Annotated in this window: 17 protein-coding genes and 1 tRNA gene; 8 read left to right on the plus strand and 10 right to left on the minus strand. The window is 39.7% G+C overall.

The window, feature by feature from the left end; translation table 11 throughout:
- Positions 1-308: 308 nt before the first annotated feature.
- The gene (locus tag CRI9333_RS10175) at positions 309-650 is read right to left on the minus strand and encodes a thioredoxin family protein (protein WP_015203085.1); all 342 of its coding nucleotides are present in this window, start codon (positions 648-650) and stop codon (positions 309-311) included.
- Positions 651-738: 88 nt separating this feature from the next.
- The gene (locus CRI9333_RS10180; protein ID WP_015203086.1) at positions 739-1455 is read right to left on the minus strand and encodes an NnrU family protein; all 717 of its coding nucleotides are present in this window, start codon (positions 1453-1455) and stop codon (positions 739-741) included.
- Between the two features lie 289 nt (positions 1456-1744).
- Here CRI9333_RS10180 and CRI9333_RS10185 point away from each other — a divergent pair, with 289 nt between their 5' ends.
- The 5 genes from CRI9333_RS10185 (at position 1745) to CRI9333_RS10205 (ending at position 7822) form a co-directional block, all read left to right on the plus strand.
- Positions 1745-2746 (plus strand): LysR family transcriptional regulator, encoded by a 1002-nt coding sequence (locus CRI9333_RS10185; protein ID WP_015203087.1) that lies wholly within the window; start codon positions 1745-1747, stop codon positions 2744-2746.
- A 146-nt stretch (positions 2747-2892) separates the two neighbouring features.
- Positions 2893-4311: a serine/threonine-protein kinase gene (locus CRI9333_RS10190; RefSeq protein WP_015203088.1), complete on the plus strand. Its 1419-nt coding sequence runs from the start codon at positions 2893-2895 to the stop codon at positions 4309-4311.
- A 20-nt stretch (positions 4312-4331) separates the two neighbouring features.
- A complete protein-coding gene (locus CRI9333_RS10195) occupies positions 4332-5744 on the plus strand; it encodes an ABC transporter substrate-binding protein (RefSeq protein ID WP_015203089.1) in 1413 nt (470 codons plus the stop codon).
- A gap of 25 nt (positions 5745-5769) precedes the next feature.
- Positions 5770-6822, plus strand: a complete 1053-nt coding sequence (locus tag CRI9333_RS10200) for a PstS family phosphate ABC transporter substrate-binding protein (RefSeq protein ID WP_015203090.1) — start codon at positions 5770-5772, stop codon at positions 6820-6822.
- Between the two features lie 37 nt (positions 6823-6859).
- Positions 6860-7822: a DALR anticodon binding domain-containing protein gene (locus CRI9333_RS10205; RefSeq protein WP_015203091.1), complete on the plus strand. Its 963-nt coding sequence runs from the start codon at positions 6860-6862 to the stop codon at positions 7820-7822.
- A gap of 167 nt (positions 7823-7989) precedes the next feature.
- Here the strand turns inward: CRI9333_RS10205 and CRI9333_RS10210 are convergent, their stop codons facing one another.
- Both CRI9333_RS10210 and hisIE read right to left on the minus strand, forming a co-directional pair.
- Positions 7990-8865 (minus strand): Cof-type HAD-IIB family hydrolase, encoded by an 876-nt coding sequence (locus tag CRI9333_RS10210; protein WP_015203092.1) that lies wholly within the window; start codon positions 8863-8865, stop codon positions 7990-7992.
- A gap of 31 nt (positions 8866-8896) precedes the next feature.
- Positions 8897-9547 carry a bifunctional phosphoribosyl-AMP cyclohydrolase/phosphoribosyl-ATP diphosphatase HisIE gene (gene hisIE, locus CRI9333_RS10215; RefSeq protein WP_015203093.1) on the minus strand — a complete coding sequence of 217 codons (651 nt, stop codon included), beginning with the start codon at positions 9545-9547 and terminating at the stop codon, positions 8897-8899.
- A gap of 302 nt (positions 9548-9849) precedes the next feature.
- Here hisIE and hemL point away from each other — a divergent pair, with 302 nt between their 5' ends.
- A complete protein-coding gene (gene hemL, locus CRI9333_RS10220) occupies positions 9850-11151 on the plus strand; it encodes a glutamate-1-semialdehyde 2,1-aminomutase (protein WP_015203094.1) in 1302 nt (433 codons plus the stop codon).
- 219 nt (positions 11152-11370) lie between these two features.
- Here hemL and CRI9333_RS10225 read toward each other — a convergent pair whose 3' ends face one another.
- The 3 genes from CRI9333_RS10225 to CRI9333_RS10235 form a co-directional block, all read right to left on the minus strand.
- On the minus strand, positions 11371-11862 hold the full coding sequence (locus CRI9333_RS10225) for a YajQ family cyclic di-GMP-binding protein (protein WP_015203095.1): 492 nt from the start codon (positions 11860-11862) through the stop codon (positions 11371-11373).
- Positions 11863-11954: 92 nt separating this feature from the next.
- Entirely contained in the window at positions 11955-12380 is a 426-nt protein-coding gene (locus tag CRI9333_RS10230; RefSeq protein ID WP_015203096.1) for an MAPEG family protein, read from the minus strand.
- 3 nt (positions 12381-12383) lie between these two features.
- A complete protein-coding gene (locus CRI9333_RS10235) occupies positions 12384-12887 on the minus strand; it encodes a DNA-processing protein DprA (RefSeq protein ID WP_041226556.1) in 504 nt (167 codons plus the stop codon).
- A 167-nt stretch (positions 12888-13054) separates the two neighbouring features.
- On the opposite strand from CRI9333_RS10235, the gene CRI9333_RS10240 reads away from it, so the two are divergent.
- Positions 13055-13128 (plus strand) — tRNA-Val (locus CRI9333_RS10240).
- Between the two features lie 287 nt (positions 13129-13415).
- Here CRI9333_RS10240 and CRI9333_RS24875 read toward each other — a convergent pair.
- The 3 genes from CRI9333_RS24875 to CRI9333_RS10255 form a co-directional block, all read right to left on the minus strand.
- Entirely contained in the window at positions 13416-14861 is a 1446-nt protein-coding gene (locus CRI9333_RS24875; RefSeq protein ID WP_015203098.1) for a competence protein CoiA family protein, read from the minus strand.
- Between the two features lie 272 nt (positions 14862-15133).
- Complete coding sequence (locus tag CRI9333_RS10250; RefSeq protein WP_015203099.1) at positions 15134-15352, minus strand: BrnA antitoxin family protein; 219 nt, start codon at positions 15350-15352, stop codon at positions 15134-15136.
- On the minus strand, positions 15349-15642 hold the full coding sequence (locus tag CRI9333_RS10255) for a BrnT family toxin (protein WP_015203100.1): 294 nt from the start codon (positions 15640-15642) through the stop codon (positions 15349-15351). Before CRI9333_RS10255 ends, CRI9333_RS10250 begins: the two co-directional genes overlap by 4 nt.
- Positions 15643-16221: 579 nt before the next feature.
- Between CRI9333_RS10255 and CRI9333_RS10260 the strand changes: the two genes are divergently transcribed.
- Positions 16222-17100, plus strand: a complete 879-nt coding sequence (locus CRI9333_RS10260; RefSeq protein WP_015203101.1) for an SDR family NAD(P)-dependent oxidoreductase — start codon at positions 16222-16224, stop codon at positions 17098-17100.
- Positions 17101-17187 lie beyond the last annotated feature (87 nt).

The following is a 17187-nucleotide window of genomic DNA, read 5'->3' on the forward strand; positions in this document are numbered from 1 at the left end:
CTAAATTTAGGAATCACAAAAAAAACTCCTATTAAACAGAATTTAGGAAGTAAATGTCAGCAGATCTAAGGATTTTAGAAAATTTTAACTCTGAGGGTTACAGGATTTTGAGGTTATTTCTCAATTTTCCGGCTTTTTTGGCAAATAGCTTTTTTACTTACTTGAGGCGTGAGTCTTAGTTTTATGCCTGTTGGTGTATGTCATAAAAATAAAACTACCGATAGAGAGAAATTTCTTTTTATCTATCGGTTAGCCTAATTTTAATTAAATTAAGGATTGAGGAAAAGCTAAAAGCTTAACCATCACCTTTAAACGGTAGTTACCAGGGTACTTAGCATCATTTTTTTGATCGCTTTTTGTAAATCATCTCGCCCATGAAAACCTTCAAGGCGATGAACTACCTGACCATGCTCAAATAAAATTAGAGTTGGTAAGGTGGTTAGGCGATATGTATTTGCTAGTTTTAAACTCTCGTCGGCGTTGATGCTAACTAATTTAACGTTTTGTCCTGATTCCGCCTGAAACCTGATTAATATCGGGCTGATTAGGCGGCATAAACCACACCAGGGAGCCCAAAAATGAACCAGTACTGGGGTGGAGGATTCTAAAACTTCTTGTTTAAAAGTCCGCTCGTTAACAGACAGTACCATGACCCCTCAAGATTTTATGAGTTTTTACTATTTACTTGGGATCATGCTACATCCAAATTGGGTTCAGGTGATCAAACTTAATCTTTCGCTACCAATTAACATTAGCTGTCGCTTGTAGCAAGAGGGGATGCGCCCACCAAAACAGTAAGACAAAAGCTGTTACTCCCAGGTAAGCAGGGCGAAGAAACTCCTGCCACTTCAATGTTTGCCGCCCTTGGATAACTGCTAGAAAAGGAATTACCGATGTGCGTGCTTTGACAGTTTCAAAGGCTTCACCGTAACGAGCTAGAAGACGGCGATCGCCATGCCATACTGCAAATAAGTGGTGTAATACTAGCCCCATCGAAGTAAGTAGAGTGAATGTAGTGCCAACCCAAAGGGTGTGAGCGATACACCAAATTACTTGTCCCACCATTTGCGGATGTCTGGAGATTCTAATTATGCCAGTTTCAAAGAGGTGGACTTGTGGCTTTTGGATCGCGGCTACTTCTAGTAAATTAAACGTCGCTGGGTAAAGAAATATAAAGGAAATCGCTGATAGTACCCAGACAAGCGATCGCACACCTACAACACCCTGCACTTGCCATAGTTGCAAACCATCGTAACGGTGGTTAAAAAAATAAATAATGAGTACAGTAGCCAAAGGTAGGCTAACTAAGGCAAACAAGACTCTATACAGCCTAGCACCAATTTTTTCCTCCCCCCAAGGGCGTACTGCTGCTAAACCACTATGAGCGATCGCAAAACCCACCAACAACCCCAGCATTGTTAAATGGCTAGGAGTAAGCCACTCGAAAAACTTCATAAATATTATCAATTAGCAATTAGCAATTATCAATTATCAATTATCAGTTATTAAGCATTAAGGTTTTCCGTTAATTAACCCTTTACTACCCCCTTGCTTTTCTTCCGTCCTCTCTCCTCTCTCCCCTCTCCTCCCTCCTCCCTCCTCCCTAAAGATGACCAGTGTTATGTTACTGTCGATTTCATTAGAGGCTTCACAACACTGATAGGCGATAAATTGCTTGGATTAAAGCTGATCTCATCATGCTTGGTTGCCTCAGTCGCTCTTTTCCGTTTCAGGTAAAGCTCGTATGTCAGATGTTCCTTTTACTTTAGATCAGTTGCGTATTCTCAAAGCGATCGCTGCGGAGGGAAGTTTTAAACGCGCTGCCGATAGCCTCTATGTCTCCCAACCTGCTGTTAGCTTACAGGTGCAAAACTTAGAGCGCCAGTTAGATGTGCCGTTGTTTGATCGTGGGGGACGACGCGCTCAACTTACAGAAGCAGGTCATCTACTCCTTAGCTATGGAGAAAAAATTCTTAGCCTTTGTCAAGAAACCTGCCGTGCTATTGAGGATTTACAAAACCTCCAAGGTGGCACATTAATTGTCGGCGCTTCTCAAACAACGGGGACTTATCTGCTACCTCGGATGATTGGAATGTTTCGGCAACAATATCCCGATGTCGCAGTACAGTTGCACGTCCACTCAACCCGCCGTACTGCCTGGAGTGTAGCTAATGGTCAAGTTGACTTAGCAATTATTGGTGGCGAAGTTCCAGCAGAATTGCATGAGGCATTACAAATGGTTCCCTATGCAGAAGACGAACTAGCATTGATTTTGCCAAGCTTTCATCCGCTTGCTAAAAACAACAACATCCAAAAAGAAGATCTTTATAAACTGCAATTTATCGCTTTAGATTCTCAATCGACAATCCGCAAAGTAATTGACCAAGTGCTATCACGTTCTGACATTGATACTAAGCGTTTGAAAATTGAAATGGAACTTAACTCAATTGAGGCGATCAAAAATGCAGTACAAGCAGGGCTTGGGGCGGCGTTTGTATCTCTTTCTGCTATAGAAAAAGAATTGCAAATGGGTGTTCTACATCGCGCTCAAATTGAAGATATTGTAGTGAAGCGAATGTTGTCAGTGATCTTTAATCCTAATCGTTATCGTTCTAAAGCAGCAGAAGCTTTTACAAATGAAATCTTGCCTAGATTTGCTCTTCAAGGATGGAAACATTATCTGGATTCGCCATCAATCGAACCAGAAATTTTAAAAGCAGCTACTCCTAACTCAGCCAGTAGTTAATCAAAGTGATAAGTGTTAAAAACTAGGAATTGAGTTAACCCAGAGTTACGAGTTAAAAATTAAAACTGATTTGATTTATAACTCAAAACTAACGACTCAATAAAATAATTGAAGGATAAAAAAATTTCAATTATCAATAACTACTGATGGAAATTATTTGCACCCGTAGTAGCTGCCATCGACCTCAAAACTCTTTTGGGGATTTAGATGACAATTCCATTCTCAAGACAGTACAACAAAAATACTGTACTGCTTGTGGAATGCCACTGATTTTAGTAGGTCGATATCTACCGATCAAGTTATTAGGAAGAGGAGGATTTGGTGCAGCATTTTTAGCACGCGATCGCTATACCCCTAAAATTAGGCTTTGTGTGGTAAAACAGTTTCAGCCTGCGGGAAACTTAACTACACAACAATTACAGATAGCCCAAAATTTGTTTGAACGAGAGGGAGAAGTTTTAGAACAACTTGGAACTCACCCTCAAATTCCAGATTTATATGCCTTTTTTGAAATTACTGTCCCTAATATCGAAGCGAGTAAACAAACCAAGTTCTTTTACTTAGTACAAGAATTTATTGATGGACACAACCTAGAAGAAGAACTAGCTCAAAAAGGTAATTTTTCACAAACAGAGGTAATAACGCTACTACGTGAAATCCTCCCAGTGCTAAAGTTTGTCCATGAAAACGGTTCTATTCACCGAGATATTAAGCCTTCCAACATTATGCGCGATAGAAGGGGGGTAATTTATTTATTAGATTTTGGAGCAGTTAAAAAAGCAGCAGTCGGAACAACAACAAGTAAATCGACGGGTATTTATACAATGGGGTTTGCACCACCAGAACAAATGGCTGGAGGTCAAGTTTATCCTTCTACTGATTTATATGCTTTAGCAGTTACTTGTATTCAATTACTAACTGGTAAACAACCAACAGAACTATTTGATGCTTATAACAATCAGTGGAACTGGAGAAATTATGTTCAAGTTGATGCTCACTTTGCAGAAGTTTTAGATCGGATGCTCTTAGCAGCACCCAATCAACGCTTCCAATCTGCTCAAGAGGTAATAGATGTTATTAATTTAGTTACAACACCATCATCTATACAACCTCCGTCGCCAGTTGTTCAAACTCCTAAACCTTCAACTCCTCAGCCCTCAGTAACATCGCCAACAATAGCCTCAACCTCTGCAACATCTAATATACAATCGCCATCTCCAGCAAAATTTTCTATTTGGCAGTTACTTGGAGGCGCAGCTTTTACAGGATTTGAAGGAAGTTTGTTATTAATTGCTCTGCTTAAGTGGTTTCCATCGCCAGCTATCAGCTTCGGTATCTGGGGAATGATTATGGGCGGTCTAATTTTTGCCCAATTTCGTCGAATTATTGAAAAAGTTGATTTGTTAATTATTGCAGCAATCACAATGGGCGTTGTGTGGTTTTTATTAAGAAGCCTAGTAGCGATTAACTTACTCTTGTTAATACCTATTTTGGCTGCTGCGGCTGTTGTTGCAATAACTGTAATTTTTCGTTTAATTTATCAATTGCTTGCTAAAATCCTCTAACTTTCTCTCTGGACGATGCCATGTCTCAAAAAAAAGAAACTACCGTTCTTGTCTTATCTTTAATAATTACGTTAGCTGCGGTAAGTGCTGGATTTTGGTGGTTGACTAACAACTCAGGGATTAAATTAGGGAACTTATTTAAAACTGATTCTTCTATATCTGAACCAAACAAAGATAAATCAGTAGAAGATCGGATAAGTTTAGGAGATAAAATATTAATTTCAGGGATAAGTTCACCACCCAAACAAGCGGGAGTAGAGGCGATCGCATCTAAAAATTACCAGTCAGCAATCGCAAATTTTCAAGCAGCTATAAAAGTAAATCGTAATGATCCAGAAGCACTAATTTTTCTCAATAATGCGCGGATTGAAAATAAAAAAAGCTATACAATTGCTGTATTAGTACCTATTGGAAGTGATGTTAATAGTTCATTAGAAATGTTGAGGGGTGTTGCTCAAGCACAAAATGAAATTAATTCCTCTGGAGGAGTTAAGGGAGTTTCTTTAAAAGTTGCGATCGCTAACGACGAAAATAATCCCGAAATTGCGAAAAAAATCGCCACTACCTTAGTACAAAACTCAGAAGTTTTAGGTGTAGTTGGCGCTTATGCTAGTGATGTTACCTTAGCTGCTGGTAGCGTATTTCAATCAGGACAACTCGTAGCAATTTCACCTACGAGTACTTCAGTTAAACTTTCTAGCTTTGGCAGCTATATTTTTAGGACTGTACCTAGTGATTACGTTGCTGCTAGAGCTTTGGCTAATTATATGGTTACCAAATTAAAGCAACAAAATGTTGCAGTTTTTTTTAACTCTAAAAGCTCTTATAGTCAATCTCTTAAGTCGGAATTTGTTACTGCTGTTTCCTTAAGTGGCGGACAAGTAAAGAGCGAGTTTGATTTATCTCAACCTAACTTTAGTGCTGCTAAAAGTATTGAGCAAGCTACTAAACAGCAAGTAAAAGTATTAATGTTAGCATCTAATACAGATACCCTAGATAAAGCTTTGCAGGTAGTTCAAATTAACCGTAAACAATTAGCTTTGTTAGCAGGAGATGATGCTTATACGCCTAAAACGCTAGAAGTTGGGGGAGAATCGGCTGTTGGTATGGTAGTAGCAGTTCCTTGGCACATTGATGCTCAACCAAATTCAGTTTTTGCTCGTACCTCTAGAAGTTTATGGGATGGTGCTACAGTTAACTGGCGTACAGCGTTAGCTTATGATGCTACAGAAGCATTAATTAAAGCTATTGAGCGTAATCCTACGCGCACCGGAATTCAACAAGCACTATCTTCACCGGATTTTTCGCCTACAGGCGCTTCTGGCAGTATAGGTTTTTTAGCGTCAGGCGATCGCAATTCTTCAGTCCAATTAGTAAAAATTGTACCAGGAAATCGCTCTGGAACTGGCTACGATTTTGTACCAGTTCCATAACATAAATTACTGCCTTGCACAATTCATGTCCCAAAAAAACGAAACTCCAATTCTTCTCTTAGCCTTAATCATCACATTAGGATTGCTTGGCGGTGGCTTTTGGTGGTTTACTCGTAACTCACGATTTAACGTTGATCAAATCCTCAAAGGAGGAAATAATAGCAAACCATCAGCTAATCAACCCCCAGCTAAAACTGAAGATACTTTTGCTCAATTAAGTAATGTTCCTTCTGGATTATTTAACTATGGCGGCAGTACTTCTTGGGCTCCAATTAGACTTGCTGTAGATTCAGCTATTCAAGTTGCTAGACCTGAATTTAGATTACGCTATGTCCAACCTATCGGTGCTAGTGCAAGTTCTGGTACTGGTATCAAAATGTTATTAGATGGCAGACTTAGCTTTGCTCAATCTTCACGAAGTCTACTAGATCAAGAGTATCAACAAGCGCAAAAACGCGGATTTAGTTTACAGCAAATTCCAGTGGCAATTGATGGTTTAGCAGTCGCTGTTAATCCTAATCTTAATATTCCAGGTTTAACCTTAGACAATCTTAAATCTATTTATACTGGTAAAATTACCAACTGGCAACAAGTAGGAGGCGCTAATATCCCGATCAAACCATTTTCTCGTCCTGTTAACGCTGGTGGTACTGTGGAACTATTTGTTGAAGAAATCCTCAACGGTGAGAAATTTAGTTCTAAGGTTATATTTGTACCTACCACTACTCAAGCGTTAAGCAAAGTTGCCAGTAATATTGGTGGTATTTATTTTGCTTCCGCTCCAGAGGTAGTACCACAATGTACTATTAAGCCTTTGCCTTTGGGTAGCCAAGAAGGTAAATTTATACCACCATATCAAGAGCCATTTGTGCCACTTTCTGACTGTCCTGGGAAACGTAATCAACTTAATATTGCAGCATTTCAAAATGCAGAATACCCAATTACTCGAAATTTATTTGTTGTAGTTAAACAAAATGGTCAAGTTGATGAACAAGCAGGCAAAGCTTATGCAAATTTACTTTTAACAGAACAAGGACAAGAATTAATTAATCAATCTGGCTTTGTAAGAATTCGTTAACAGATCGTAGTATTTTTATAGTTAGAATGTAGCTTTAGTGAAGGTAAACTTACTGACAGCCGCTCCTTATGCTGTGAAGATGTTGTTGTTAAATCAGTTAAAATCATCAATTAATTTATATAAAAACAAGTTAAATTTAGATAAAACAATCGTTAACTATAATTTTGAGTCAAATATTGAAAACATCCCTCTGCAAAGGATTCATAATGATGAAAAAGTGATTTATGGAAGTGCGATCGCACTTAAGCTTGCCAGCCAATACAAGTTAGCCCCCGTAGAAATTGCTACTCAATTAGCTACTTATTTAGAAACTACTACTGACTACAATAGCAACGCAAAAATACTAGATTTTTTCATTGAAGTATCCAATAGTGGATGGATATATTTTAACCTAACTAACTCAAGTATTGCTGTATGGTTGCAACACCAACTTGAAATTTCTGAAACACTGTTTCATCATTTCAAGATACCAGAAGCAAAAAATATAGAGCTAAAACGCAGTTTTAGTTTCTTCCAAATACAGTACACCCATGCTCGATGTTGCTCACTTTTACGTTTAGGTGATCAAGAAGGCTTGATTCAGATTAGTCGCGAGAACCACCAATGTAAATTCTATATTGTTGAACCCAAGCCGATTCCTTGGCTTAACAGTGGATTTATTGCAAAAGTTTTTGGAAACCCCACCCCAACCCTCCCCGTCAGTAGGGGGATGGAATTCTGTTCTTCTTTACACTTAATTGAGCAGCTATTAGATTTGCTAGATGAACTTAGCACGGCTAATTTAATACCACCTCAAAAGGCAACTTCACGGCTACTAAAGCTCACTATCAGCTTAAGTGAAGCAATGCTCAATTTTGACCGTACTTGCCGAATTTTGGGACAGGTGAAGACACATCCCCAACTAGCTCAAGCAAGATTAGGCTTAGTTGCAGTTACTCAATCTCTCCTAGAGCTTATGCTCAGAGATAGATTCGGTATCAGTGCGCCAGAAGAACTATAAGTCTTCATCCATCTTTAGGTAAAAATTTTTAATAATAGCGTGACAAATTTCAACTTCTCAGATATAATTCATTTGTGTGAGGAGCGAACCAGTAAGGAGACCGAGACGAAACACGGCCAGTCGTCGGTTTCCTTTCTGATTTGCATGGTATTTTCAACTATTAGTATTTAAAGAATAAAAGTTTTAATCGCGACGGCTGCGCCATCTTGCTCAACACTAGGAGCTACCCAATTGGCGATCGCTTGTACGTCTGCGGGTGCATTTCCCATCGCTACACCGACACCAGCATATTGCAACATTTCTAAATCATTGAAGTTATCACCAATCGTCATCACGTTAGCAGCATTTAACCCTAGCATTTCCTCAGCTAAATAACGCACTGCTGTACCTTTATTGACTAACGGGTTAGTAGCTTCAAAAAACGTTGCTACAGACGTGGTGAGATAAAGTTCAGCAGGAGTATAACGCTGTCTCAAACTTCCGAGCAACTTTTCAATTAAAGCAATATCATCGCTGAGTGCTAGAACTTTTGTAGGTGCAGTTGTCAAAACTGTCCGCAAATCACCTACTGCAATTGGTTCAATATTAGAACGTCCTGCATATATTACTGTTTCCCGCGTTAATTCCCGAACATATAGCTGATCGTTGATATAGAAATGTACTGAAAGAAGCGATCGCAATTCCGGTTGTTCAAAATAATCCAACAATTGATGTGCGGTTTCAATAGAAACAGGTAGATGTCGGTGAACGTTTTGAGTAATCGGATCTTGAATCCATGCTCCTTGGTAAGCTATCAACGGCAGACTAGAACCAACATCCTGATGAAATCTTAAAGCAGAGCGGTACATTCTACCAGTGGCGATCGCTACTTGCACACCAGAAGCTTGAGCCGCTTTTATAGCTTGTTTCACTGGTTCTTTGATTTGATTAGATTCACCCGAAATTGTCCCATCAATATCTAGTACCAGTAATTTAATATCCAAGTTTTCTCGATTAGGGTAATTTTTAACAGCAGTCTGATTAGCGGCAACTTTTTGGCTCATTTTTACCTCGATCCATCCTAATTGCTAATGCTTAACGACGGCGATCCTGTAACTTGCGATAAACTGCTCTGACATCAACGTGATGGTGAGCTAAAGCAACCAAAGAGTGATAAAACAAATCAGCGACTTCACCTGCGATCGCATCCTTCTCATCATCTTTACAAGCCATTACCACCTCAGCCGCTTCTTCGCCAATTTTTTTAAGAATCTTATTATCTCCACCAGCAAACAACTGACGAGTATAAGAACCTTCTACAGGATTGTCTCGGCGATCGCAAATTACCGCAAACAAATCAGATAAAGTATCTGCTGGCGGTGGTGCTTTTTCCCCATCCACTTGATGAAAACAGCTACGCTCACCAGTATGGCAAGCAATATCTCCCACCTGTTCAACTGTAATTAGTAAAGCATCACTGTCACAATCGTAACGGAGCGATCGCACCTTCTGAATATGCCCCGAAGTTTCTCCCTTGTGCCAAAACTGCTGGCGGGAACGGCTCCAAAACCAGGTTTCGGCTGTTTCCAGAGTTTTCTGTAGCGATTCCCGATTCATCCAAGCCATCATTAAAACAGTGCCATCTAAATAATCCTGCACAATTGCTGGCACTAGCCCTTGCTCGTTATAACGGATTTCGTCAACTGGAATAGCTTGGCGTAAAGAAGTTGGTTCAGCAGCAGGCATAAATTTAATTAACGGTAGCTAAGTGCAAGAAATCAATTTTAACCTGCAACACCACCAACTAATTTATTGCTATTTCCTCTAGATACAATAATTAAGACCAGGAAAACTCACGAGCAAGCAAGTTTAAACCAGTCATCTACAAAAAATCAGGTTTTAACTTTAGCCTTGTTAAATTTCTTGTCCACTCTCGTACAAAGCTTTTCTCTCAAAGCTGATAACTGATAACTTATTAAAGCCCTTAGTCACAGCTAACCCCTATCCCAAGATAGAAATTTCAGCATCAAACACTTAGGAGACATCTTTTGATTAGCACAACGAATTTGAAAACCACCAAGTCAGAAGAAATTTTTGCCGCCGCCCAACAGCTTATGCCAGGAGGGGTAAGTTCTCCAGTTAGAGCCTTCAAGTCTGTAGGAGGGCAACCGATTGTTTTTGATCGGGTTAAAGGAGCTTATATTTGGGATGTAGATGGCAACCAGTACATTGACTACGTTGGCAGTTGGGGACCAGCTATTTGCGGTCATACCCATCCAGAAGTAATCAGCGCCCTACACGAAGCTTTAGAAAAAGGCACTAGCTTTGGTGCGCCCTCAGTTTTAGAGAACGTCTTGGCTGAGATGGTCATTGATGCTGTTCCCAGCATTGAAATGGTACGTTTTGTTAACTCCGGTACAGAAGCTTGTATGTCAGTGTTACGACTGATGCGAGCCTTCACTGGTCGTGACAAAATCATCAAATTTGAAGGCTGCTATCACGGTCACGCCGATATGTTCCTAGTAAAAGCTGGGTCTGGGGTGGCTACCTTGGGTTTACCAGACTCTCCTGGCGTTCCCTCATCTACTGCCGTCAACACACTTACTGCTCCATATAATGACCTTGAAGCAGTCAAAGCATTATTTGCAGAAAACCCCGATCAAATTGCTGGTGTAATTCTAGAGCCTGTTGTCGGTAATTCTGGCTTCATTCGTCCTGATGGGGGATTTTTTGAAGGCTTGCGCGAAATTACTCAAGAAAACGGCGCACTTTTAGTATTTGATGAAGTGATGACAGGTTTTCGCATTGCCTACGGTGGCGCTCAAGAGAAATTTGGCGTTACCCCTGACTTAACTACATTAGGTAAGGTAATTGGTGGTGGTTTACCAGTAGGAGCTTACGGCGGACGGCGGGATATTATGTCAATGATTGCCCCTGCTGGGTCTGTATATCAAGCTGGAACCCTTTCTGGTAATCCTTTAGCAATGACTGCTGGCATTAAAACTCTGGAGTTATTACAAAAACCAGGCACTTATGAGTATTTGGACAAAATTACCAAAAAGTTAGCTGATGGTTTGCTACAAATTGCTAAAGAAACAGGTCATGCAGCTTGTGGCGGTCAAATCAGTGGAATGTTTGGGATGTTTTTTACCGCAGGACCAGTCCACAATTACGAAGATGCCAAAAAGTCGGATGCAAGTAAGTTTAGCCGCTTCCATCGGGGAATGTTAGAGCGCGGTGTTTACTTAGCACCTTCTCAATTTGAGGCTGGATTTACATCGCTTGCTCATACTGACGAAGATATTGACCGCACTTTGGCAGCAGCAAGAGAAGTAATGTCACAGTTGTAATTAGCTATAGCCGTCAGCTAAGTAGGTCAACGCGAGTTAAACGCATTACCCCACCCCCCAACCCCTCCCCTTATCAAGGGGAGGGGGAGATTGGCATTTTATCTTTTTTAATGTGGAGCTACTTATGAGTTATTAAAACCTTATCAATCCGTTACCTTGTTTAACCTGGTAACGAGGCTAAAAACTAATGTAGAGACGCGAAATTTCGCGTCTCTACTCTTAACGATAATTATTAAATTGCAGCGCCACTGGATAATCTTCTTCTTTTAAGCGTTGCATAACTGCTTGTAAATCATCTTTAGATTTAGCAGAAACTCTGACAGCATCTCCTTGAATTGCACCTTGGACTTTTTTAAATTCGTCTCGCATTAATTTGGTAATTTGTTTGGCAATTTCTTGGCTAAGACCTTTGCGGAGCTTGATTTCTTGGCGGACACGATTTCCGCTTGCAGCTTCAATCTTGCCGTAATCAAATATTTTTAGTGATAAGTTACGCTTGGCAGATTTAGTTTGTAATATTGTATGAATCGCATCTAAAGTAAACTCGCTATCAGTGCTAATAGTGATTACTTCTTCGCCTAATTCCACTGTGGTTTTAGTATCTTTGAGGTCGAAACGGCTTTTAATTTCACGAACGGTTTGGTCTACGGCATTAACTAATTCTTGCCGATCAAAGTCACTAACGATGTCGAATGAATAGGTAGAAGCCATAAGGGTGAGGAGGGAGGAGGGAGGAGGGAGGAGGGAGGGGTAAAATCAGGTTAGTTCTTTACTCCCTAATTAAATAAAAGATGAAACTTTATTTAGGGAAGTATTGGGGGACTATTGGCACTAATTAGGCTAAGGATAATTAGAGTACCAGAGCTTAGAGTGCCAATGCCAAACATGAGCGATCGCGCCACAGGTATATTCAGGATATAAAACACAGAATAGAATAACCGAGCAACAACAAAAGCAATAGCTGCTCCTGCGGCTATTGTGGAATTTTGACCTGTTATATAAGCCATCAGTGCTGCTGGTGCGAACACTATAAACGTTTCAAACGAATTTTGGTGCGCCCACGAAGCTCTTTGAGCGTATGCAGGCAATTTATCAAACATTGCCCGTGGTGCTGCCTGGTCATAACCTACACGCGCACGCGCATAACCTACGACCAGGAAAGGCAGATAAATTAAAAAAGCTGCTGCGGCTATACAGTCGAGCAGAATTGCAGACACGGGTATAGTCATACATTAATCAAAGTAAAACAAAGTTACTACTTTGCGTTGCTCTTCAGCATCACTACAGGTTTGTAACAATGTGTGGCTGTCGTGAAACGCAAAGCAAATTAGCTGCTGACACCTAGATACAATCTCTTGATTGCACACGGCGCTAGCTTCTGCGAGAGATAAGTTGTCATGTTCGGGGTTTTCTACCAGGTGCATTACCTGCTGTAGCTGCTCTTGAGATTCTCGCGGCTGACGTGACAAGCTTTGTGGCAAAATCACAGTCAGCAGGCTGGGGTCAGCCCGCATTGCACCCCTAATAGCAGCCGAATTAGTCCCTGTAGCACCAGAGGTGATGATGCGATTGCCTGATAAAACTAAGGCATAGCTCATCATCTCTATTAAATGCTGGTGAGTAATTGGAACATGACGCGAACCCAGCAGCGCAATCCGTTTAGAGCCTGTTTGTTGGATTGTTGCGAGTTCTTGCGCTAAGGAATCTATATTGGTAATGTCTATTGATTGACTCAAAGACGGCATTTAGCTGAACAACCCAGTTATTCTACCAAACCCAGGTAATTTTTCGTGTATGCTTGCTGCGTTTTGATCCTCAATTTTAGTAAAGTTAGGATTCAGCACTCAAATAAATTATTTGCTTGTATATTTTTGAATAACTCTGCTATATTAGGAAATCGTGCGGACGCATAGCTCAGTTGGTTAGAGCGCTACGTTGACATCGTAGAGGTCACTGGTTCGAGTCCAGTTGTGTCCATTTTTTATGACCTATCTAGGCTGTTTCAGCACTCTACTGGTTGTAGCGTTGTGTATTACAGGGGAAAAACTGACCTAAAACTGACCTAAGCTATTTTAAGCCTTTGTACTTAATTAAGTTCTATGGCGATCGCATACAGAAGACAAAAAGAGCGATCGCATAAAGTAAGCCAATAACGTTCATTGTCTCTTTCCTAAATTCTCAATAGGTGATAGGTGGATAATGTGAGACTAGCTAGAGGTTTATTTCTAGCTAGTCAGTTAGTGGGTTATGGTGTTATGCGTTACTTAGTTGTCTTGCTTTCTGCCAGTGCTTTTTTTCTCCAGTAGTGCTTTCTTATCAGCTTCCATCCTTGCTAAGACTTTTTTTGCTTGGCTTGCCACAAAGGAAAATTTTCCCCTTGCGTTGTGTTTCATCTCGCATAGGATAGCGTGATGGTTAACTAAGCAGGTAAGCCGTTGTTCTAGTGTTAATGGCTGATACTTAATTGGTTTAAAGTTAGCTGTTCCTGTTTCCTCATCCAGAGCGGTTGTGTCTACCTCCTGAGTAGCTTGTGTAAACAGTAACAGGAATAAGAGACTTAAGGGATTCTCCCACTTATCGAATAACTTCTGTAAGTATGGGAATACTAAGCTACCGTAGTTGTTACCGTATACGGTACTAATGCGGAGATTTGCATTCCAATTATTAGTAGGCGGGGTGTTAGAGATAACCCCAGACTTGCTAATAACGAATGTGATAAGCGGTTTGATTGTTGCTATCTTTTCAGATGGACGCTTATACTTTTGACCATTAATCTCTAAAAGTGACTTATCGAGATTAGATGCTTTAACGGTTGTTAAGTAGCCAACAGTTAAGGTCAACCAGTTATCATTCGTATCGTTTACCTGAATACTAGAAGTGAGTGTTACTGTTCCAAAGCTGCCATCAACTTTTGTACCATCGAATACATTGCTATCCGGTGTACCATGGACTGTATTGCTATCCGTGAACCCCAGAGAAGCATGAGCTTTAACATCAATTGGTTTTTTATTCCGAAAACTTGTATTGTTACTTTGTGCATCTTCTGGCGAGTAAGACTGTAAAGCTTCTAACCAAGAAGTATTAATAAGTCTCTCTAATAACTTAAATAAAACAATTGAGTAATTCTTCTCTTCTATCCAATATTCCCAATCAAAATTGGTAGAATTACTAATTTCACATAAGCTACAAAATATTAACCTTTTTAATAAAGGTAAACTAGACTTTATACATAGATAATCTATTGCTTCTAAAGTAATTCGTTCTTGTATTCCTATAGTTGAAAAGCTTTCTTTAAAAACAAACTTTTGTCTTACGAACTCTTCAGCCAGCTTCTCCAGCAAGACCACATCCACTATAGAATATTCAAATTTTTTACTACCATTTGACCACTTACTACTTTTAATTAAATTAAAAAAGCATTGCTGAAAAACTTCTAGTCTTTGTTCCCTATTTTCAATAAGATTATTCGGTTCTTTTGATATAGTATCTGTGAAAACAGATAGTCTAAGTTCACAGTCTTCTACCTGCTTACTATCAGTACTTGGAAAATGGGCAAAATGAGGTTTCTTATTAAGACCTTTCTTAAGGTGAACTGGTTCACCACAAACAGAACATCGCAAGCCTAAGTCGTTATAAGAGTAGTAAGTTAAATCTTGATCATCTGCATAAATTACTTTGCCACCTAAATACATCGCTCTAGCTCTATCCATTTTAAATTCCTTGTAAATAGCTAACTTTGTTATTAGGATTAATTGCTGGAATTTTGTATATTACGATGCAAATTCAAAGAATGACATAGATTAACGGAAGTAAGCAGTTATTATTCACAGATATCTCTTCTGCTAAACTTCCTAGCATCTATACAGATATATTGCTAGATTTTTTCGTTAATTTAGCATCCTATTTGGGTTTCACTATCGTTCAACCCAACCTACTTCTGGACTTGTCTTAATTCGTTTAGCTGTCACTTATTTTTATAAAATTAGACAGTTTTTACCCAGTCTAATGACAACTTTTTTTGCGATCGCATACAATCTTGCAGATAAAGGTTAATGAGGGTCTGATAAGGAATTCCAGCTTCTTCAGATAGTGTTTTAAAATAATCTACTACTTCCTCCTCAAGCCGAATCGTCACCTGTTTTTTCAGCTTTTTAAAGTAGGGATTTTGAACTGATTCAGAGAAATCGTATTCATCTTTCATAGGGAAAAACTACGGTATTGTTTAACCTCTTGCTTAGTTGCTTTACGGGCTGAAATGATCCGAACAATGCCATCTTGCTCTCTATAAATATGACACACTACCAACAGGTTAAGCGAACTGCTAATACCTAAGAGGATGTATCGTTCTTCGTCTAGAGAGTGGTCGGAGTCGTAGCGTAAGCGTGCATTTTCGTCATAAAACACAGTTTGCGCTTCAACAAACGAAATTCCATGTTTTCGCTTGTTGACCTTGGCTTTTTGATCATCCCAGTCGAATGCTAACTCACTCATATTTACATTGTAATTACAAAGTAGTTTTTTAGCAATGTGGGAAATTTAGACTTTTTAGATTTCGTTACATTAGTTCAGATTTACTAGAGCAATGTGGTGTTTTCTCATATTTTATTTAGTGAAGTAGGTAATATTAAATCCCTTAAAAGCTTTTATAAAGAAGCCTTTTAAGGGATTTAGACCAAAGTGCGTATATGAAAAATTATGAAAATATTATGTCGTAATATAATAGTTTGACTTTTTTGCTAATAAATGTTGCAGGTAGTTGATTACGTTGCTAGTCTGTGCTTATAGGTTTGTTGTTCGTAGATGCTTGCATCTAGGAGGTCTGTTAATTATGCCTTTCATTGCTCATCCCTCTTCACCTGTTTGCTGATTTTTTTGCCATTAACTGCTTTACGTTTCAGTTAGTTTCCCTGGGAACTTTTTTACTAATTATGCTCTCAGTACTCTCCAATCTTTACAGGGAGCATGAATCACACTTGACATGATTACGTTTCAACGGTGCTTTCTCTGCACAAGTATCTATCTAGGCACTATTGAGCGGTAATGAAACCTCAATTAAGGAGGCTTTAATTTATGAATATTCAAGGAAAAACGGCTCTAATTACTGGAGCATCTCGTGGAATTGGGCGAGCGATCGCATTAGAATTTGCTTCAGCTGGAGTAAAACGCTTAATTTTGGTAGCTCGTAGCCATCAGAAGTTAGCAGAAGTGGCTGCGGAAATTGAAGAATTTGGTACAGAAGTAATTCTGTTGACATTGGATCTTACCAAGCCAGTTGAAGTAAATATTGCCATTGCTCAAACTTGGCGCGACTATGCACCTATTCACATTCTGGTCAATTGTGCTGGAGTAGCTCATCAAGTACCATTCTTGCGATCGCGTTTAGCCAATGTCCAAGAAGAAATTGCCACCAACCTCATCGGGATGTATACCATTACCCGTTTAGTTGCCCGACGCATGGTAACTCAACAAGAAGGGACAATTATCAATGTTTCTAGCTTGATGGGCAGATTGGCGGCTCCAACAATGGCAACCTACTCAGCGACTAAATTTGCTATTCGCGGCTTTACCCAAGCCTTACGGGGTGAATTAGCGGCACATCGTATCCAAGTTGTTGCCTTCTTACCATCTCTAACTGACACTGATATGGTTCGTAACTTACAGTGGTTTCGATGGATTAAACCCATGACTCCCCAACAGGTAGCAAAGGCATTAGTTGCAGGTTTGGAAAGGGAATCGACGGAAATTTTAGTGGGATGGCAGAGTTATTTAGCGGTATTGTGCGATCGCATTGCTCCTAAGCTAATGGAAAAGATCTTATTGTTAGCTGCCCCTCTACCCAGAAATCCACAAAAAAACATTCTCAGTTCACAGAAGCTAAAGCTACATCACGTTAGAACAAGTAGAGACGCGAAATTATGCGTCTCTACATATATGTCACCACAAATGTAGTGCGGGTATCTTGCCCGCGTTTGGCATTAAGTACTGTTTAAATTGAGCCATAAATCATACAGTATTTGCGAAATTCAGCTTAGTTTT

It is taken from the genome of Crinalium epipsammum PCC 9333, assembly GCF_000317495.1.
GTDB classification, from domain to species: domain Bacteria; phylum Cyanobacteriota; class Cyanobacteriia; order Cyanobacteriales; family PCC-9333; genus Crinalium; species Crinalium epipsammum.